Source organism: Alteromonas sp. (genome assembly GCF_984505615.1).
Genome location: NZ_CFHOXV010000037.1, coordinates 1 through 19,850, shown reverse-complemented (window position 1 = coordinate 19,850; position 19,850 = coordinate 1). Strand labels below are relative to the sequence as shown.

Annotated in this window: 16 protein-coding genes; 5 read left to right on the top strand and 11 right to left on the bottom strand. The window is 48.4% G+C overall.

Translation table 11 applies throughout. The features are described from left to right. Position 1: 1 nt before the first annotated feature. Positions 2 to 862: an NAD(P)-dependent oxidoreductase gene (locus tag AC4PME_RS16505; protein ID WP_490709186.1), complete on the bottom strand. Its 861-nt coding sequence runs from the start codon at positions 860 to 862 to the stop codon at positions 2 to 4. 145 nt (positions 863 to 1,007) lie between these two features. On the opposite strand from AC4PME_RS16505, the gene AC4PME_RS16500 reads away from it, so the two are divergent. Both AC4PME_RS16500 and AC4PME_RS16495 read left to right on the top strand, forming a co-directional pair. Further along, positions 1,008 to 1,493, top strand: coding sequence for a glutathione peroxidase (locus tag AC4PME_RS16500; protein ID WP_119501283.1), 486 nt, complete (start codon positions 1,008 to 1,010; stop codon positions 1,491 to 1,493). A gap of 16 nt (positions 1,494 to 1,509) precedes the next feature. Continuing rightward, on the top strand, positions 1,510 to 2,517 hold the full coding sequence (locus AC4PME_RS16495; protein ID WP_491045321.1) for a 2-hydroxyacid dehydrogenase: 1,008 nt from the start codon (positions 1,510 to 1,512) through the stop codon (positions 2,515 to 2,517). Here the strand turns inward: AC4PME_RS16495 and AC4PME_RS16490 are convergent. The 4 genes from AC4PME_RS16490 to sohB are packed head-to-tail and all read right to left on the bottom strand — an operon-like array spanning position 2,501 to position 5,742. Continuing rightward, entirely contained in the window at positions 2,501 to 3,256 is a 756-nt protein-coding gene (locus tag AC4PME_RS16490; RefSeq protein WP_491045322.1) for a methyltransferase domain-containing protein, read from the bottom strand. The two genes, AC4PME_RS16495 and AC4PME_RS16490, sit on opposite strands and share 17 nt — an antisense overlap. Before the next feature lie 23 nt (positions 3,257 to 3,279). Continuing rightward, entirely contained in the window at positions 3,280 to 4,041 is a 762-nt protein-coding gene (locus AC4PME_RS16485) for a Nif3-like dinuclear metal center hexameric protein (protein WP_491045323.1), read from the bottom strand. 28 nt (positions 4,042 to 4,069) lie between these two features. Next, positions 4,070 to 4,699, bottom strand: a complete 630-nt coding sequence (locus tag AC4PME_RS16480) for a TetR/AcrR family transcriptional regulator (RefSeq protein WP_119501279.1) — start codon at positions 4,697 to 4,699, stop codon at positions 4,070 to 4,072. 14 nt (positions 4,700 to 4,713) lie between these two features. Continuing rightward, positions 4,714 to 5,742, bottom strand: coding sequence for a protease SohB (sohB, locus tag AC4PME_RS16475; protein WP_491045382.1), 1,029 nt, complete (start codon positions 5,740 to 5,742; stop codon positions 4,714 to 4,716). A gap of 522 nt (positions 5,743 to 6,264) precedes the next feature. Between sohB and AC4PME_RS16470 the strand changes: the two genes are divergently transcribed. After that, positions 6,265 to 7,389, top strand: a complete 1,125-nt coding sequence (locus tag AC4PME_RS16470) for a DUF3419 family protein (RefSeq protein WP_491045324.1) — start codon at positions 6,265 to 6,267, stop codon at positions 7,387 to 7,389. A gap of 97 nt (positions 7,390 to 7,486) precedes the next feature. Here the strand turns inward: AC4PME_RS16470 and AC4PME_RS16465 are convergent, their stop codons facing one another. Continuing rightward, positions 7,487 to 10,084, bottom strand: coding sequence for a VolA/Pla-1 family phospholipase (locus tag AC4PME_RS16465; protein ID WP_491045325.1), 2,598 nt, complete (start codon positions 10,082 to 10,084; stop codon positions 7,487 to 7,489). Between the two features lie 304 nt (positions 10,085 to 10,388). Between AC4PME_RS16465 and AC4PME_RS16460 the strand changes: the two genes are divergently transcribed. Then, a complete protein-coding gene (locus AC4PME_RS16460) occupies positions 10,389 to 11,135 on the top strand; it encodes a YciK family oxidoreductase (protein ID WP_491045326.1) in 747 nt (248 codons plus the stop codon). Between the two features lie 67 nt (positions 11,136 to 11,202). Here the strand turns inward: AC4PME_RS16460 and AC4PME_RS16455 are convergent, their stop codons facing one another. Both AC4PME_RS16455 and glnS read right to left on the bottom strand, forming a co-directional pair. Further along, on the bottom strand, positions 11,203 to 12,111 hold the full coding sequence (locus AC4PME_RS16455; protein ID WP_491045327.1) for a sialate O-acetylesterase: 909 nt from the start codon (positions 12,109 to 12,111) through the stop codon (positions 11,203 to 11,205). Between the two features lie 121 nt (positions 12,112 to 12,232). Next, positions 12,233 to 13,897, bottom strand: a complete 1,665-nt coding sequence (glnS, locus tag AC4PME_RS16450; protein ID WP_491045328.1) for a glutamine--tRNA ligase — start codon at positions 13,895 to 13,897, stop codon at positions 12,233 to 12,235. A 207-nt stretch (positions 13,898 to 14,104) separates the two neighbouring features. On the opposite strand from glnS, the gene AC4PME_RS16445 reads away from it, so the two are divergent. After that, a complete protein-coding gene (locus tag AC4PME_RS16445; RefSeq protein ID WP_491045329.1) occupies positions 14,105 to 15,136 on the top strand; it encodes a LacI family DNA-binding transcriptional regulator in 1,032 nt (343 codons plus the stop codon). A gap of 42 nt (positions 15,137 to 15,178) precedes the next feature. Here the strand turns inward: AC4PME_RS16445 and AC4PME_RS16440 are convergent, their stop codons facing one another. The 3 genes from AC4PME_RS16440 to AC4PME_RS16430 form a co-directional block, all read right to left on the bottom strand. Continuing rightward, positions 15,179 to 16,873 (bottom strand): alpha-amylase family glycosyl hydrolase, encoded by a 1,695-nt coding sequence (locus AC4PME_RS16440; RefSeq protein WP_491045330.1) that lies wholly within the window; start codon positions 16,871 to 16,873, stop codon positions 15,179 to 15,181. After that, on the bottom strand, positions 16,870 to 18,336 hold the full coding sequence (locus tag AC4PME_RS16435) for an MFS transporter (protein WP_119501269.1): 1,467 nt from the start codon (positions 18,334 to 18,336) through the stop codon (positions 16,870 to 16,872). The genes AC4PME_RS16440 and AC4PME_RS16435 overlap by 4 nt, the downstream gene beginning before the upstream one ends. Positions 18,337 to 18,352: 16 nt before the next feature. Then, positions 18,353 to 19,850, bottom strand: a 1,498-nt coding sequence (locus AC4PME_RS16430; RefSeq protein ID WP_491529659.1) for an alpha-amylase family glycosyl hydrolase, incomplete at its 5' end; no start/stop codon positions are given.

Sequence of the window (19,850 nt, the reverse complement as noted above, 5' to 3'; positions counted from 1 at the left end):
GTTATTTAGCGGCTAAACGGGTCAGCAGGCTGGAAGTATCCCAGCGACCACCACCGGATTTTTGTACATCAGCGTAATATTGGTCGACCAGCGCAGTCAGTGCCAGCGTAGAACCGTTCCTGCGCGCCTCATCCAGTGCAATGGCGAGATCTTTACGCATCCAGTCTACGGCGAAACCATAGTCATATTTGCCATCCAGCATGGTCGCTGCACGATTTTCCATTTGCCATGACTGTGCTGCACCTTTTGAAATAACGTCAACCACGGCTGCACAATCGAGCCCTGCCTGCTGACCAAAGTGCAGCGCCTCAGCCAGCCCCTGAACAATGCCGGCAATACAAATCTGATTCATCATTTTGGCCAGCTGTCCGCTGCCAGCCTTTCCCAGCAACTGGCTGTGTCTTGCATAGTTGTCCATGACAGGCTTTACCACATCAAACACAGCTTCATCGCCGCCGGTCATAATAGTAAGCTGGCCGTTTTCAGCGCCGGCCTGACCACCGGATACCGGGGCATCAAGAAAACCCAGTTGTTTCCCTTTACAGGTTTCCCATAAGGTGCGCGCCACATCTGCTGACGCCGTTGTATGGTCTACCAGAATGGCACCGGCATCCATCGCCTCTGTTGCCTGACCGGCTACGTCCATAACGTCATTGTCATTACCGACGCACATAAATACGATTTCAGCACCACGAACTGCAGCCGCTACAGCAGGCTCAAAAGACCCGCAATACTCCTTCACCCAGGCTTCTGCCTTAGCAGTAGTGCGGTTGTAAACTGTTACATCAAATCCTGCTTTTTGCAGATGCCCTGCCATGGGGTAGCCCATGACACCAAGTCCAAGAAACGTTAATTTTTTCACCGGTTACCTATTCTCCGTGTGTCTGCAAAAGTGATAACAGGCCGGTTAAAAAAAACCGTCTGTACCGAAACCGGCTGAATAATAACAAATTTCATGCTAAAAGTAGCTTCTGACCGCGTTTCACTTGCCGTAAAGGATTAACTCTATGTCTTCAATTTATGATTATACCGTCACATTAAATACCGGCGAAACGCTGGCGCTCAGTAAATTGAAAGGGTTTGTCATTGTCTTTGTTAACACGGCAAGCCGGTGCGGATTTACGCCTCAGTATGAGGGTCTCGAAAAGCTCTTTCTCCGGTATGAGCCTCACGATTTAATGATTATCGGTTTTCCCTGTAATCAGTTCGGTAGTCAGGAACCCGGCAGTGATGACGATATTAAACAGTTTTGCGAACTCAACTACGGCGTATCCTTTCCCATCTCGGCGAAGATAGACGTGAACGGACCGGACGAAGATCCCTTGTTTACTTATCTTAAAAATGAAGCCAGGGGCGTGCTTGGCTCTAAGGCAATTAAATGGAATTTTACCAAGTTTGTTGTTGATCGTGACGGTAAGGTTCGTGGACGCTATGCGCCGGTGACCAAACCCGACGCACTGCAAAAAATTATTGACCCGATCATACGGGAATAGACGGAGCATAATATTCATGACCATACAAATGGGTATATTCAGTTGCCAGCCCTACGATGAGGCGTCAATCAGCAAACTGGCCGGCGGGGAAATCAACCTTCACTGCTTCCCTGCCCGTCTGGATGAGAACACCGTGCCACTGTGCGACGGTCTCGACGCTGTTTGCGTATTTGTGAATGACACGGTAAATGCCGTTGTACTGGAGAAATTAAAGGCGGCAGGCGTGAGTCATATTGCTCTGCGCTGTGCGGGATATAACAATGTGGATTTGGAGGCGGCGAAACGTTTGGGGCTTGCGGTGTCGCATGTGCCGGCTTACGCGCCTGAAGCGGTTGCAGAACATGCAGTAGCGCTGATGCTGACATTAAACCGGCGTATGCACAAAGCGTACAACCGGGTCAAAGAAGGTAATTTTGACTTAAACGGGTTGCTGGGCTTCAACATGGCCGGAAAAACCACAGGTATTATCGGCACCGGTCATATAGGCCGTGCCACTGCACGAATCCTATTGGGTTTCGGCTGTGAAGTATTGTGCTACGACCCCGCTCCTGACCGTCAGTTGCAGGATGCCGGGGCACGATTTGTTCCCCTGGATGAGCTGTTGTCCCGCGCTCATATCATCAGTTTGCATTGTCCTCTGAACCAGCACAGTTATCATATGATCAATGAAGAAAGCATCAGTAAAATGCGTGATGGTGTGATGCTGATCAACACCTCAAGGGGTGGTCTGGCCGATACACAGGCGTTAATTAACGGGTTAAAGTCGCATAAGATCGGTTATCTGGGACTTGATGTCTATGAAATGGAATCAGAGCTGTTCTTCAAAGATCATTCCTGTGAAATCATCCAGGACGATGTATTTGAGCGTTTATCCACGTTTCACAACGTTCTGATCACCGGCCATCAGGGCTTTTTTACTCTGGAAGCACTGGGACAGATCGCACAAACCACGCTGAACAATGTGGCAGCCTGTGCAAATGGCACCATGGATACTACCACCTTTCTGGTTAAGCCGGCTTACTGATCAGAAAATGCATGTATTTGCCGAGCCGGCAAAACGGCTCGGTATTCATATATTGTCTTTCCAGTGCAACAAGCTCTTCAAACTGACTGTCGCTGAGATGTCTCTCTCTCATGTAGTCATGAAAACAGCGGATGCCGCTTAACGACTTTACTTCCATGCCGGCTTCTTCAACACAGCGGATCACGTCTGCCGGGACAAGCGGATTCTGCGGATTCAGTCTGACCTGATTTTTGACTTTCATGCCTTTGGCAATGTAATCAAAATTTCCATATACAGCATTACCAAATAACGCCGCATCGCGGTTAAAAAAGGTCAGACTCAGCAGCGCCCCCGGGCGCATGTTAAGACAGATTTCCGAAAGGGTTTCTAGCGGACTGGCGAGCCATTCAAGAACAGCATGACAGATAACAACATCATAGCGCTGAAGATCGGTTTCAGACTGAATAGTGCCTTTTCTGAACGTCACATTTTCCAAACCGGCCAGATATTCCTGAGCCAGCAAAAGTACATCTGCAGACGCATCCACCAACGTGACATCATGACCCATCTGTGCAACTTCACGGGTCATGATGCCCGTCCCGCCGCCCAGATCAATTACCTTGCTGACCGGCATCTTCTCAAGGAGAGGTTTAAGGATATCAAGTAACAAAAGATGCCGCAGACGGCCCTTGGTCGTGCCGTAGATGTTACTCGCGAATTTATCTGCGATACCATCAAAATACTGGTCAGTGGATTTCATAAGTCGTTTCTTTGCGCCGGAAATCAGGCTGGGTTATCAATATCGATGAAATCAACGGTAATGTCGAAAGAGGAAGACAACCACTCTCCCACCGCTTTAATACCGTAGCGCTCAGTAGCATGATGACCGGCAGCAAAAAAATGAATACCAAGTTCACGGGCAACATGTATGGTCTGTTCAGAGACCTCACCGGTAATAAACGCATCTGCGCCCATTGCAACCGCCTTCTCTATATATCCCTGACCGCCGCCCGTGCACCATGCGAAGGTTTCCAGCCGGTCACCGGCGTCTCCTTCATGCAGTACAGATCTGCCGAGTTTATTTTCAAGACGGGCTTTAAATTCTGAAGCCAGAACAGGTTCGCTGCTCTCACCGGTATAGATGATCCCCTCAGGCTTCACGCCTTTCGCAGGAGCCAAGTTGCTGAGTCCCATTAAACTGCCAAGTTGTACGTTATTGCCGCAACTGGCGTGAATATCTACCGGCAGATGATAGGCGATAAGATTGATGTTGTTGGCAAGCAATGTACGGATACGCTTTCCCTTCATGCCGGTGATTACGGGGTCTTCCCCTTTCCAGAAATAGCCGTGATGCACAAGAATAGCGTCAGCTTCCCGCCGGACGGCTTCATCAATCAGTGCCTGTGAGGCTGTTACACCGGTAATGACTTTACGGATCCGGTCAGCACCCTCAACCTGCAAGCCATTAGGACAATAATCCTGAACATCCTGAGGGCGTAATAATGTGTCCAGCGCACAGACCAGCTCATGTCTGCTGATTGCCATACCATTCTCCTGAAATAAGCGGTGTAACTCAGACCTGACGGCCGGCGATACCTTGTGAAACGAAGGGAACAAGATGAAGGATCACGGCTTTAATATCCACTTTCTGGTTAAAATCTGATTCCGCGATTTCTGTCAGTGCCCGGCTGGATGCCATGGAAAAAACAAAGCTGCCGATGGCGAAATGCAGACGCCAGAATAGTTCATCATCTTCTACGTGGGGTAAACAAGCATGTAAGGCCATCATCAGCTTAGCTACCGTACTGCCATAGTCATGCATGATGAAACGGCGAAGATGTCCCTGAGTTTCGTTGTAGCCCCTGCCCAGTAGCTGGACAAACAGTGCAGTACCTTCTGGGCGGATATCCGACAAGGTCATCATGGGCGGAACCAGGGAAAGCAAAAGACTTTCCACACCGTCCGCACCGGTCTCTGTGCCGGTGCTGTTCAGGACATCATCAATTTGTGGCATCAATACATCAAAATAGCGCTTCAGCACTGCCTGAATAAGATTTTTTTTACTGCCAAAATGATAATTTACCGACGCCAGATTCACATCTGCGCGGGCGGTAATTGCACGCATGGAAGTTTGTGCATAACCCTGTTCAGCAAACAGGGTTTCAGCTGCATCCAGAATACGTTTTTTAGTGTCTTTCGCCATGTGAAATCAGCAGATCAGAACCAGTGGCGGGATTTGGACAACAGGCGCATCACAGTGCTTTCTGCTGCTGCAGATACTGAGATCCCTAATTTCTCTGCCATACTTTTCTTTGTCGCATATTTCACTGCAAAGATTTCACGGGCCGGATGGTGAGAAAGAATGTAGTCATCAGAGGTCATGATGTCATCTACCAGTCCTATCTCCTTCGCTTCACTGCCCAGCCATACTTCGCCGGTAGCCACTTTTTCAATATCCAGTGTTTCACGTTGAGACTTCACCCAGTCTTTAAACTGAACATGGATGTTTTCCAGATCTTTTCTGAATTTTTCACGGCCTTCTTCAGTGTTTTCGCCAAACACTGTTAACGTACGTTTGTAATCACCGGCAGTGTGCTGCTCGAATTCAATATCATGTTTTTTGAGCAGTTTGTTCACATTAGGGATTTGAGCCAGTACACCAATTGAACCGATGTAGGCGAAACGGGCAGACAGCAGAGTATCTGCCACACAGGCCATCATGTAGCCACCACTGGCAGCGACTTTATCAACTGCTACCGTCAGCTTGATCCCTTTCTCTTTAATGCGCTGCAATTGTGACGCTGCCAGACCATAACCATGAACAACGCCACCGCCACTTTCCAGCCTGACCAGCACTTCATCCTGCTTTTGTGCCACACACAGTACAGCAGTCACTTCCTCACGAAGACGTTCAACTTCGTGGGCATCCATGGAACCGGTAAAATCGATAACAAAAAGACGTGAAGCTTCTTCATCCTCTTTTTTATCTTTATCTGATTTAGCCTTTTTGCCTTCTTTTTTCTGTTCTTTCGCCAGCTTTTTCATAGCGGCTTTATCCAGCAGAACAGAACGGGCGTAATGTTTAATATCGTTCAGTTGCTCTGTCAGAGACACGATTTCAAGGTGCCCTTTTCCGGGCTTCTGCCGGCTGGCACCGGCGACGATAGCAATAAGTACTACCACTATGGCTACTACCAGCGTCACGGCTTTAGCCAGAAATAATCCGTATTCGTACAAAAACTCCAACATGTTCTCCTGATTATTATTCTGTGCGGCAAGTATCGTCATGCCAGACCCGGACAAATGATTAAAAAATGCCCGTTAAACAGCGGCATAGTGTAGCAGCGTTTACGCACGCTGACGACAGCTGGATTCATCTGGCCCGTGCGATAGGGAAATTAATGCATTTGTACTGATTAAACTGTTTAAAAATATCAATATGCTATACCTGTACCGGCCCGGGTTTAGCATAATTTACCGTCTTCAGATCAGCTTTATTTTATTCTCCTACAGGTTAATCTGCCTTTTCAGGCAATGTACCCTGGCGCTAAGAAAAAAGAGGAAATATTACATGAAAACGCATAGATCCTTTTTCCAGGTTTGCGCCGTCGGAGCCATTGCAGCGATTTCAGGGTTATTGCCAATACCATTGGCACTTAAAGGAATTATCGTCTGCGCGTCGTTAATAGCCTTGCTATTAATCAAACCGGAGAAAGAGGAATAAAACAAACGGGGGCTTCTCTGCCCCTGTCTCTTCAGGAGAAAACCGTGAAGTTTGAATATACCTTTGCGAATGAAGATAGTTACACTGAACAAAGTTTGTTACCCAAACAATCTGAGCACGTATTAGCTATTGCCGGCAGTGGTTCAAGGGTCATACCATTGTTCGCAAAAATGCCTGAAAAACTTACCTGCATAGATTCATCTCAACAGCAGCTTGCCTTAACTGAGTTGAGGATAGAAGCCCTGAGATCACTTGAATACGTTGAATTTTGTAAGCTTTTGGGATATCAGTATGCGCAGCCCGATGAACGAAAACAGCTTTTTGGGAAATTATCACTTACCACTCAGACAGAAAAAAGCTTAAGCGAATTTTTCCGCAGAACAGGATGGCAAAGTTTGTTGTTCTCAGGCGTCTGGGAATTAAAACTGGCAAACTCTGCACGTTTGTTCCGCCTCAGTTATCCAGACTTAAGTAAAAAACTAATTAACTGTGACTCCCTTGAAAGCCAGAAGCTTCTCTATTTGTCATTGAGACGAAAACTAAAACTCATGGCTTTTTTTCTGACCCTATCAGTTACTTTAACGGTGCTGTTAAAGAAACTCATGCTGAGAAGAACTCATCTTTCATGGTCCTCACCCGGGCATTTTTACCGCTTTTTTACCCGGTCAATAAGTCATGCTTTTGAGAACTTTCTGATCAAAAACAATTTCTACTACAGCGCACTTTTAACAGGTTCTTACAAAAGCAACCACGCGCCTACTGCTGAAATTGACGGTAAATATTTTAATGTTTGTAAGAAGGCAGCGAAAGCTTGCAGAATTACATACATAAAGTCCGATATTATTGAGCATTGTGAGATAGCACATAACAAATATAACTTTATCTCATTATCTAATGTGCCGGATTATCTGAAAAAAAGTGACAGCCCGGATTTCATGAAAAGTCTGGAAAAATCGCTCACAGAGAACGGGATTCTGGTTTATCGCAGAAGTATTACCTCTCAGTCCAACTCCGCCCTTCGCAGACTTATCAGCGTTTCAGAAGAATTTGCTCCGGTGATCAGGCGTGACTCAACCCCCTTCTATGACATCTACATTTATCGCAAGACAGGCCCGAAAGACGTTAAAAACAAATTACTGAACCAACCCCTGATACCTGAATATGCTTAAAGTCATTTATCTTTGACTCTGATTATAAAAGACCCCCTGAGAAAACTTCTTCCGCAGGGGGTCTTTGCTGACAGCCGACTATTACGTCGCTGTGAAGTTAGTTTTGCACCACTGAAGTATCGGTAACGGGCAGCACTGTTGCACCCGTAGACATGTAACCCGCCACTTCTTTTTGCATTTCAGTGGTAGCCGCAGCACTGGCTTCCGGGCTCAGGCTGGATGCATGAGCACCTTCTGTAAACAGAACAATACCGCTTACCGGATCGCCGGTGGCAGTGCTGCTGATCTGCTCCAGTCCGGCTAATGCTGAGAATGGCAGCTGGCCAGCCAGTGGCAGCGCTGTGGATACCGGAATCACCTGATCCGGTAAATTATCCGCGCCGTCACCCACCACAGTCATCATATGTACCGGCGTGTTTGACGCCAGTGTAGCGGCATAGTTATTTGCATCACCTGCATCCAGAACCGTCTGCGCGGCGAACGCGAATTGATTCAGTACAGACTGCACTTCCGCCATCTGTGCATCAGTGAGGTTCGCAAGGAACACATCCACCGCGGCAACAAGCTGTGCCTGAGTGACATCAGTTGTTTCGTATAATTGCACTAACAACGCCTGAAACTCTTCGGAAGACTGAGATAACAGCAGCCCCTGGATAAGAGGACCAAAGGTTGGCGACTCAATCAGGAACTGAGCCAGACCGCCTCCCGGAGACTCCAGAGATGCTGCCTGCACGCTATACATGCCGTCCAGCGCTGCCAGTTCGTCACCCATTGTGCTGTTAGTTACCGCGGCAAACTCAGCCCCGGTAATCGCACCTAAAGACACACCCATGAAGTAAACACGGCTTAAGTCAAACGATGCTGCGCCGCCGGTTGTCTGATCGTTCACTGCGTTCAGACCAAGACGTAATCCCAGCATATCAGAAACACTCTGACGGACGTTATCCCGTGCAGTTGGCAGTGATTGCAGGTTCATGTAATGAGTCGCGCTGACCGTAGTCGCGTTGATGTCGTCGGTACCGTCACCATTCACGTCAAAACCACGACTACCGTGTAGCGGGTGGTCAATGGCGACGGTGGCTATCCCTGCCAGTGACAGTGCCCCGGTAATCGCCAGCATATCTTCTTTTTTACTGGTGATACCGTGCATCAGAATAGCCACAGGCCAGCCGGCTTCAGGCTGAGCGATGGGGAAACCTAACGCTCCGGCTACGGTAGCATTGGGCACGGTTACCTGTACATCCAGTGAAGGAACGGCCTGAGTTTGCGGTACAGGGTTGAATTTTGTGATATTGCGGGCTGAGTCCAGCATCGCTTCACCGATGCGTAAATCAGCAAGGCCTAGCTGATCACACAAGGTGAAGTTCGGACCGGGCGTAGCCGAAGCAAGTACCTCATCAGGTGCACCCGCCAGTACAATACCGCTGTCACAGGCCGCTTCCCAGAAACCGGTAGTCGGTGCCAGCGGGTTTTCGGCCGAAGGCACAGGCAGATAATACGGCAATGACACAGAGCCTTCATAATGAGACGCGGCGCAGAACGGACCTGCCTGAGCAAGAATGCCGGTAGAGACACCCACGGCGAAATCATTTAATCCGCCCCAGGTAGCAGACAGCTGACCTGACACAGTACCCAGCAATCCGGCGCAGGTTTGTAACGGTGCGAAACCTCCGGCATCCAGTGTGGCTTCAATAGTTGGAATGAATGCTGCGGCGGACTCCGGTAAGGCATTGATGCCCAGTTGAACCGCTCCGGCAAGGGTTGCATCATCAACCAGATCCAAAGCTTCCATCGCATTGGTGGCACCTTCGGGATCGTTTACAGTAATAACCGGCAGCGCGGTAGCCGCTGTAGGGTCACCTGCGGCAAAACGGGCAGCAAATTCAGCCACCATCACTTTTTTCACTGATTGCAGGGCGATGTCTGTGCTCTGGGTTGTGAAGGCAGAGACATAGGAAATGTCTTCACGGTCATAGCCCATTTCAATCAGAGGATCGACCAGCGAGTTGACCAGCGTTTGCAACTGCAACTGAGCGTCGGAAGAAAGCGGTAATGTATTGATGTCCTGACGAACCAGTTCCCATGATGTGGAACCCATTACGCCGTTCCCCTCACTGTCTTTCAAATCTGTTGTCATCACCAGCATATAGCCGTGTGCCGGTTTCAATGGCTTCAGGGGAACAACGGAAATAGTATCGCCGTCCACCAGCGAAAGCACAAAATCAGTGCCGTACTGTAACTGGTTACCGACTTTACAACCGGAGGACGGTATTGCGGCCCCCGCACAATCAGGATCACTCTGGTCAAGCCCCAGCGTTGCTTCGTACAGCATGACACCAGCAGATAATGTTGACTCATCCAGTGTTACCCCTGACGGTGTTGTCACGTCGATAACAAAAGGATGTTGGGTTGACCAGCCGTCCAGCACGTTGAGTGCGTTTTGCGGATCAGTAAAATCTGTCGGGTCATCTACCGGAATGTTCAGTGTATAGTCGAAGAAGCCGTCATCACCCGGCAGCATGAGCAGATCGTTAGGTATGTTAAGCACGCCGTTAGACGGATCAAAAACGACACGAGAGAAAGGCTTCTGAACGGGCGTTCCGGACTCAATGTCATCCAGCGTTTCGTTGGAGCCACCGCAACCCGTTAAACCCAGTGCCAGAGCAACACTGGTACTGATAAAGAGTTTTCTCATTTTTTCTCCCTAATAAAAGGCTTTGTTGTTATTGTCTGTTTTACAGTCAAGGCAATGTAAATGCTTGTTTCAATCCACCTGATGACAAGTGGTAACACACATTTCAAACAAGTATGACCAGTTGGTTGTAGCTTAATATTATGGTCATTACCCGAATTTTGCAAAGGTTTGTTAACTTTTCGTAAATTAATTTTACGCCACTAAAATCTGTTGAGAATTATAGGGCTAGATATTTACAACCACCGGGAGCTGAGTATCATCAAGCCTCACTTTGCCCATAGTTAACAGATCAAGGTTAGACCCTATGCCGAATCTCTACCAGGCACCTGCCGGACTTCTCGAAGAAAAAACCATACTCATCACCGGTGCCGGCGCCGGAATTGGTGCAGAAGCTGCCACGACGTTTGCAGCTTACGGGGCTACCTGTATTTTATTAGGTAAAACCGTCTCAAAGCTGGAACAGGTCTACGACCGTATTGTAAAAAATGGCGGACCACAGCCCGCCATTGTCCCTCTTGATTTGAAGGGTGCAACACTGAAAAACTATCAGGACATGGCACAAACCATTACTGACCAGTTCGGAAAACTTGATGGTGTACTGCACAATGCATCAATGCTTGGCCACTTAAGTGCCTTCGGCGATATTCCTGAGCAGGAATGGATGGATGTTATGCAGGTTAATGTAAACAGTGCTGCGCTGATGACGCAGGCGCTGATCCCCGCACTGCGTAAAGCGCCTTCTGCTTCGGTTATTTTTACCAGCTCAGGCGTGGGGAAAAAAGGCCGTGCGTTCTGGGGCACCTATGCCGTCTCTAAATTTGCCACCGAAGGTATGATGCAGGTGCTGGCATCCGAATTTGAAAACCGTGGCCTGCGATTTAATTGCATAAACCCCGGCGCTACCCGCACCGCCATGCGCGCCAGTGCTTACCCCGCAGAAAATCCTGACACATTAAAAACACCGGCTGATTTGATGCCGGCGTATCTGTATCTGATGGGTAATGACAGTCTGAATGTGAATGGCCAGTCAATTGACTGTCAGCCGAAATAAGGTTTATTGCTTATAAATACAAAACGGGGAGCGTTACGCTCCCCGTTTTCCATGCGCCATCCATCGCTTACCGCTGACCACAGGTTTGCTGCAATTTAAGCATGGCAGCTGCGAATTCTTCGCCCAGATGGACATATCCTTCACTTTGATAGTGCCATCCGTCATCCAGATGCGTCTCTTTGTCCAGAGTTGTCACATAAGCCGCACACACATCATTTTCCACAAAAGCCTTCTGTCCCTGCTGAACAATTTTATGATAATTCATCCGCATGCCGTCTTCGTCATCCAACCCCGAATCAGTAATTTTTCCAATCACGACAGGTAAATCGTCATCCCGTAAGGCCGCTCTTATCAGCGCCATCAACTCTTTTAAATTTGCCTGATACGCCAATGCAATCTCTTTCGTTTCTGCCGCATCAGACTCACCCTGCATCCAAACAATACCAGCCGGTACAAGGTTATCAACTTCACCGTCAAGATCGATATCAACAGGAGAAAATGCATTGCGGATAGTCGTGAGGAAGTGGTCGAACTGGTTAACGCCGGTGTTGTCGCGATAAAAAGGATACCAGCTGCCGTGGCCAATCCCTTCAGCAATCGCCGAACCTCCTTTGGCGTACTTTATAATGGCAAAGGGCTGGTTATTGTTCAGTGAATAGAGTTGATGACCAAATGAAACTTCCGGACCAAACTTGTCACTGTACAGGCTCACCCGGCCATTAGATTTAAAACCCTTACCCGTACCGGGCTGCAGTGGTGCCCAGACACCTTTACCGCCTGAAAGGTCATCATCTGAAACCGCATTGCCGGCAAACATATAAATATTGTCAGCAGGTTTACTGTAAAGAGGTTCAAGATCTTTACTGACGCCGTATCCCTGCATATTGGATTGTCCGCCGAGAAAGTACACCGGAAAGGTTGCCGGCATGGCTGAGAAAGACAAAAGTGAAGTGAGTGCCAGAATTCCCCGTTTCATGATGATCCCTGTTATGAACTGTTTTTTACAGATTACGCAACACTACGGCCAGCATCAATGAGAAATACGCATAAAAAAACCGCAGATAAACTGCGGTTTTAAATAAGAAACTTTAACAGGACTAGTCAGCAATCTTAGCCCAGGAATCCCGCAGTCCTACTGTACGGTTAAACACACTGAGGGTATCAGATGAATCTTTATCCAGACAGAAGTAACCGGTGCGCTCAAACTGCCAGCCTCCGGCTAACGGATTTTCCGTTAATCCCGGTTCAACGAAACCGGATTTCACTTCAAGAGAAGCAGGATTTATGGCATCCGTAAAATTCTCTTCCGCTGCCGGATTCGGTACGTTAAACAGACGGTCATACAAGCGGAATTCTGCTTTCACACCTGCACTGGCATCAACCCAGTGGATTACACCTTTAACCTTACGGCCATCAGCAGGATCTTTACCCAGAGTTTCATCGTCATAAGTGCAGAAAATGGTAGTGATATTACCATCCGCATCTTTTTCGACACGTTCAGCTTTTACCACATAAGCATTACGTAAACGCACTTCTTTGCCGAGTACCAGACGTTTAAACTTTTTATTCGCTTCTTCACGGAAGTCTTCCGCTTCAATCCACACTTCGCGGCTGAAAGGAATTGTGCGGCTGCCCATAGATTCATCATTCGGATGATTAGGTGCCTGTAATGATTCAGACTCACCCTCAGGGTAATTTTCAATAACCAGTTTAACCGGGTCAAGAACAGCCATTGCACGGGGAGCGTTAACGTTCAGATCATCGCGGATACAGGCTTCCAGCATGCCCATTTCCACCATGTTATCCATTTTGGTTACGCCGATACGCTTACAAAATTCACGCACAGACGCAGGCGTATAGCCTCTGCGGCGCAAACCGGCGATGGTAGGCATTCTGGGATCATCCCAGCCGCTCACGTGATTTTCTTCAACCAGTTGAATAAGACGGCGTTTACTCAACACCGTGTATTCCAGATTCAGCCGGGAGAATTCATACTGTCGGGGTGTGCATTCGATTGAGATATTCTCAATCACCCAGTCATAGAGTCTGCGGTTATCCTGGAATTCCAGTGTACACAGAGAGTGGGTGATCCCCTCGATGGCGTCTGAGATACAGTGGGTGAAATCGTACATGGGATAAACGCACCATTTCTCACCGGTCTGGTGATGGTGTGCGAATTTCACCCGGTAGATCACCGGATCCCGCATACACATGAACGGGGATGTCATGTCAATTTTTGCACGCAGTGAACACTGACCTTCCGCATATTCACCGGCAGTCATTTTCTCAAATTCTGCACGGTTGGTCGCAGGATCGGTATCACGGTAAGGACTGTTTTTACCGGGTTCTGTCAGTGTCCCGCGCAGTTCACGCATGGTTTCCTGGCTGGAGAAATCCACATAAGCCAGACCTTTATCAATAAGCTCCATCGCATAGCCATGCAGCAAATCGAAGTAATCCGAAGAATAACGGGCATCACCATTCCACTGGAAACCCAACCAGTTTACGTCTTCCTTAATGGAATTGACGTAAGCGATATCTTCTTTCGCCGGGTTGGTGTCATCAAAGCGCAGATTACACGTACCGTTGTAATCACTGGCTACACCAAAATTCAGACAAATAGACTTCGCATGTCCAATGTGTAAAAAACCGTTCGGTTCCGGTGGGAAACGTGTTTTTATAGAATCATGAACACCTGCAGCAAGATCTTTTTCAATAATCTGCCGGATAAAATTGGTCGGATGATGTTCCGTTTCCGCCATTCGCCCTTTCCCCTTAAATGAAAATCTGTTCTGACATAATAATCGCCGAGTATAACCGGTTGCCCGGCGGGTCACTATGATTAATTGAAATCGCCCTGCCCGAACGGCTAAATTTACAACGAAAACCGCTGTCCGGGCAATTAACTCAGACACTTATCAGCGTTAAGTATGGTAACATAACCACTTTAAACCCTTTCAGTAACAGGCATGAAAGAAAAAGCCACGTCTTTTGATATTGCTCACCTGGCCGGCGTATCCCAGTCCACGGTCTCAAGGGCGCTCAGTAACAGCCCGCTGGTAAATAAAGAAACCCGCGAGCGGGTGCAACGTATTGCCAAAGAACTGAACTACAAAGTAGACAAAAACGCCAGCAACCTGCGTAAACAGAAAAGCAATACTATTGCATTACTGCTGTTTGAAGATCCCACGTCTGACGACTCAATGATCAACCCGTTTTTCCTGAACATGCTGGGAAGCATAACAAGGGCGAGTTCTGCCGCCGGTTACGATTTGCTGGTGTCTTTTCAGAATCTGGACGATGACTGGCACGCTGAGTTTGAAGACTCGAAAAAAGCTGACGGTATCATTCTGCTCGGCTACGGTGACTACACCGCCTGGCGGGACAAACTGGCCCAACTTGAAAATCAGGGTACCCATTTTGTGCGCTGGGGGGCTAAAGATGAAGATCATCCCGGTATCAGCATCGGCTGTGATAACTTTCAGGGCGGTTATGATCTCACCACCCACCTGGTGAAAAATGGACACCGGCGGTTTGCGTTTATCGGTGATGCCGGCGGACATGCGCCGGAATTCCTGGCCCGCTATCAGGGTTACTCACAGGCATTAAAAGACGCCGGCATTGATGCCGGTGACTTTATCCGTATTGATGCAAACTCTACTGAAGAAGCCGGTGCGCAGGCTATCCGTAAAATTCTTCATTCTGAACAAAAGCCTGACGCCGTGGTGTGTGCATCAGATCTGATTGCTACCGGTGTGTTACAGGCGTTGAAAGAAACACCATACAGGGTACCGCAGGACATCGCCGTCACCGGCTACGACAACATCAGTATCTCCGCTTTTACTACGCCGGCCCTGACCACCGTGCAACAGGATACCAGGCTGGCAGGCGAATTACTGGTTACCAGCCTGCTTAAGGCGATTAATAAACAAATCGTCAGTGATTTTCTGATGTCTGCAGAGCTCATCATCCGCGAGTCCTGTGGCGGAAAAAAATACTGAAAATCAAAAAGAAAAGGGGTTGCTTTTGCAACCCCTGTGTCATTACTGATTCGCTATCTGCTCATGCAGATGCTGAATAAAATTGTCATCACTGAGCGGACCGTCCCGCAACCAGACCTGTACGCTGTGAGGGCTGACTTCACTGGTTAAAACGCGGTTGTTCACTTCCTTTTCACTGCCACTTAGTTGTTCACTCCAGCGTCCGTTTTGCATGTACTCTGCTATCTCAAAAGAAACTGGTGTATCACCTTTATTCAACAATACAAGGGCTGTCTGTTGTGCGCTGTCATCCATTACAACACGGTAGAAGGCGGCTTTTTCACCATTCAGTTCGAGCATGGTTTGTAAGCCACGCTGTAATGCCGGTGTGGCTTTACGAACATGAGCAATAGCAGACAGAGACTGATAGATACGGTGCTGCGGCGCCTTATCCACATTATCTTGTCCGTAATAGTTACGGTTTCCGCTGTGCTCTGCTGTGCCGCGCATAAAGCCGGTCTCTGAGCCCTGATAAACCACCGGTATACCCCGTGAAGTGAACAGCCAGTTATGGGCATCGATAAAGCCGTCATCCGTAGCATTCATCCGGGGCATATCGTGATTATCGTAAAAAGTGGTCAGATCATAGGGATTATGATAAGGCCCGTGGGTAAGATGCAGTGCACTGCTTAACGTTTCGAATCCTGCATTTTCAGTCCCGAACACACTGACCATGGCCTTTTGCATAGGGAAATCCAACACGCTGATATTGCCGTTTTTAGGCAGCGTATGCTGGGCAATAAAGTTCGCATCATACTGAAAACTCTCCCCGAACATAAAGAAACCGGGATGTTCTGCACGTATACGGTCAGACATCGTGCGCCAGAAATGATGAGGCACATGCCGGATAGTATCGATCCGGAATGCATCAGCGCCCTGCTCTATCCAGTAAAGATAAGAATTAATCAGGTAATCCTGAACGTCCGGATTTGACTCATCGAGATTAGACAGCTCCACCAGGTCCGGGTAGTCGTGGAAAAATGCCTGCAAAGGCTGAGTGGTATCCAGTTCAGAAGGCAGCGTATTAATATGATCGGCAACCAGCTTTCCCTGTGCATCATAAATTTCACCGAATCCCGGTTGATCCTGCGGCATTGAAAAACTGGGAGAGCCGTGATTGGCGACAATATCAAACACGGTTTTGAGGCCGGCATCATGCATGGCAGTGGTATAGTCTTTGACCGACAAGCTGGCACTGATCAGATGTTCGTCGGGCTGATAGAAATTTGTCGCCCAATAGCCGTGGTAACCGGTTTTACCCCCATCTTTAAACTGGCCGCCAAACGTAATAGGTTCACTGCCGGTAAATGCCTGATCAGGGTTATCGACTACCGGTGTTAACCACACCGCGGTAAAGCCCATATCTTTGATGAAATCAATATTGTTGACCACACCCTGCAAGTCACCGCCCATGTAGCCTACGTTAGCTGTTGCACCGTCGGGACCATTAAGAGGCAAATTCCAGCTGGGGTGATCACCGCCCTGAGTTTCGTAATTGTTTTGTTTATCGCCGTCGACAAAGCGATCAGTCATAATGAAGTAAACGGCTTCAGCACTGAAAGGCTCTGCAGTACCTCTTATAAAGGATGTGTTTGTACTTTCCGGCATCCCTTCTGACAGGGAAGAATCTGGCGTATTTTCACACCCGCTCAGGGTTAATACGCTGGCAATCGCATACATTGTGTGACTTATTCTCATTGTAATTCTCCTGCCGTATTCTGTGAGGCGACGGCATGGATTTCTTTTTCTTTAACAAAAAATACCGCCACTGCTGCGCAAAGCATGGAAACACCGGCCACCACAATGATATTGATGGCGGTGTTTTCAAATACCCTGCTCAGTATCCAGCCTGCAGTGAGTCCTGCAACGATCTGCGGAATGGCTACTGTGAAGTTAAATATGCCCATATACACACCGGTTTTATCTGCAGGAAGTGCGCCGGCCAGCATGGCATAAGGCATAGCCAGAATAGCAGCCCAGGCAATTCCTACTCCGATCATGGGAAACACCAGATTGACAGCGCCCTGTGGTACCGTGACGTCTGTAATAAATAAATTCACGTGTACCGGACTGATGTCTCCGGATATCAGGAAACTGATATAACCCAGTCCCCCTAATACCAGTGAAGAGGCATAAACGGTTTTGCGGCCAAATGTATCTGCCAGGCGGGCAAGAAACACGGAAAATACGGCGGCAAACACACTGTATGCGGCAAAAAGAATACCTACCCAGTCACCGGCAGCACCTTTCGCTGCAATCACATCAGCAGGCACACTACCCGCAGCAGCAATAAATGCAGGATCAAACCACTGTTTATCCACTCCCCAGATGTGCTGGGTGATAGCCGGCATGGTGTAAACCCACATGATGTACAACGCAAACCAGGAGAAAAACTGCACCACTGCAAGTTGTTTCATCGTGGCGGGCATGGTTGCCACAAGTTTGAAGAATCCGGTTTTTTCTGTTTTGTCTTCAGAATCTGTCTGCAATCCTTTATAACGGGCGTAATCTGACGGCGCGTATTCTTTAGTGCGAAACACCGTCCAGAGTACTGAGCCAAGCAATACGGTAGCACCAATATAGAATGCCCAAATTACCGACGGAGCCACCTGTCCGGGCGATGCGGTATTATTGAGACCCGCTACATTAGTCAGAACAAAAGGAAGAATTGAGCCGATAACTGCGCCAATGTTGATCAGTAATGACTGCACCGAATAACCCAGGTTGCGCTGGCTGGCTGGCACCATATCCGATACCAGAGAACGGAATGGCTGAAAGCAAACATTAAAGGAGGCATCCATCAATGCCAGCATCAATGCACCGAACAACATGGGCGCCATGATGGTGACAAATAAGGGAGCATTCGGCATCAGGATCATACCCAGGCCGGCGGCAAAGGCACCGGCGAGAATATATGGACGGCGGCGGCCAAGGCGATTCCATGTGCGGTCAGACGCACTGCCGACCACGGGCTGAATGATCAACCCCATCACCGGCGCCACCAGCCAGAACAATGCCAGCGAATGAAGGTCTGCACCGAGATCAGATAAAATGCGGCTGACGTTGGCATTTTGCAAAGCGAAACCAAACTGTACGCCGAGAAAGCCAAAGCTGACATTCCAGACTTGCCAGAACGGTAATACAGGCTGTTTGTTATTCATATTCTGTCCGTTATTATTATTGATTCAGGATCCACACCGTTGCACTGTGCTCAGGCACTGACAAGGAGTTTCCGGCTGCCATTATTTCATCGTCACCGGCCTGCTGTAACGTTTTTACACCAGCCATGCGCTCACTGAAACGCTGTAAGTTTACGTCCTTTTTACCGTTTTTGTTAATTACCACCATAATTTGCGCATCCGCTTTCCCGTTATGCCGGAAATAAACGTAAGTGCCATCCTCCGGTACGTACTGCGTGAGTTGTCCTTCGAAAAGTAACGGATATTGCTTTCTGATGTGTAAAAGCTGACGGATAAATTGCTGTGCTTCCACAGAGCGGGCACTGTCGCTTTCATAAGAAAATGCCGATGACTCATCTCCCGACCAGCCGCCCGGAAAATCACTGCGAATAATGCCATGATCTTCTGTGCCAGCATTATCCATCAGAATTTCAGTGCCGTAGAATACCTGCGGAATACCCCGCGTTGTCAGCACCACTGTCATGGCCATTTTCCACAGCGCCATATCCTGATCCAGTTGCGTGTAGATCCGGCTCATATCGTGGTTATCTGCAAATACCACCAGGTTACCGGCATCACCGTAGATGAAATCCCCGGCGAGTAACTCGTACAGTTTTTTGAGCCCGCTTCCCCACGACTCTTCTTCTTTCAGGGCAGAGACAAGGGTGTGTTGCAGAGGAAAATCCATCACTGACGGTAGCGAAGATTCATAACCGTCCTGTCTCAGGGTGCCGGACTGCCAGTAAGAAGTAATTACCGGATTCACCGACCATTCTTCCCCGACAATATTCAGTGACGGATATTCCTTCATGAGTCTGGCTGTCCATGCAGACAGGAAGTCCTTATCGGAATAGGAATAAGTGTCCACGCGAATACCGCTTAAACCGGCATACTCCACCCACCAGACAGCATTTTGAATCAGATAATTGGCGAGAAAGGGATTCTGCTGATTTAAGTCCGGCATTGACGGAACGAACCAGCCGTCACTGAATGCCAGTTTGTCGGCTTCTGCACCGTGAGGATCATGCAGAGTTTCACGGATATGCGTGGTGGCAGAAAAATTGCCGTCGTGGTGGATCCAGTCTTTATCAGGGGGAGAGGTTGTCCATGGGTGCCCGCTGCCGATATGATTCAACACCATATCCATGATCACACCGATCCCCTGCTCTGCTGCACGTTCGCTCAGTGTCTTATAAAGGTCATTTGAACCGTATCGCGGATCAATCTGATAGTAGTCAGTGATGGCATAGCCATGATAAGAATAACTGTCCATGGCATTTTCCAGCAATGGCATACTCCATATCTGCGTAAACCCCATATCTGACAGATAATCGAGGTGATCAATAATCCCCTGAATATCTCCACCGTGCCTGCCACCGGCTTCTTCACGGTTTAGTTTATCTGTGTAGTTTTCAAGAGAATCATTGGATTCGTCGCCGTTAGCGAACCGGTCAGGAGTGAGCAGATAAATCGTGTCTTTTCCGGAATAGCCCTGT

Coding starts and splice junctions, on each gene's coding strand:
- AC4PME_RS16500 (WP_119501283.1), top strand. CDS start 1,008: ATGTCTTCAATTTATGATTATACCGTCACATTAAATACCGGCGAAACG.
- AC4PME_RS16495 (WP_491045321.1), top strand. CDS start 1,510: ATGACCATACAAATGGGTATATTCAGTTGCCAGCCCTACGATGAGGCG.
- AC4PME_RS16490 (WP_491045322.1), bottom strand. CDS start 3,256: ATGAAATCCACTGACCAGTATTTTGATGGTATCGCAGATAAATTCGCG.
- AC4PME_RS16485 (WP_491045323.1), bottom strand. CDS start 4,041: ATGGCAATCAGCAGACATGAGCTGGTCTGTGCGCTGGACACATTATTA.
- AC4PME_RS16480 (WP_119501279.1), bottom strand. CDS start 4,699: ATGGCGAAAGACACTAAAAAACGTATTCTGGATGCAGCTGAAACCCTG.
- AC4PME_RS16465 (WP_491045325.1), bottom strand. CDS start 10,084: ATGAGAAAACTCTTTATCAGTACCAGTGTTGCTCTGGCACTGGGTTTA.
- AC4PME_RS16460 (WP_491045326.1), top strand. CDS start 10,389: ATGCCGAATCTCTACCAGGCACCTGCCGGACTTCTCGAAGAAAAAACC.
- AC4PME_RS16455 (WP_491045327.1), bottom strand. CDS start 12,111: ATGAAACGGGGAATTCTGGCACTCACTTCACTTTTGTCTTTCTCAGCC.
- glnS (WP_491045328.1), bottom strand. CDS start 13,897: ATGGCGGAAACGGAACATCATCCGACCAATTTTATCCGGCAGATTATT.
- AC4PME_RS16445 (WP_491045329.1), top strand. CDS start 14,105: ATGAAAGAAAAAGCCACGTCTTTTGATATTGCTCACCTGGCCGGCGTA.
- AC4PME_RS16440 (WP_491045330.1), bottom strand. CDS start 16,873: ATGAGAATAAGTCACACAATGTATGCGATTGCCAGCGTATTAACCCTG.
- AC4PME_RS16435 (WP_119501269.1), bottom strand. CDS start 18,336: ATGAATAACAAACAGCCTGTATTACCGTTCTGGCAAGTCTGGAATGTC.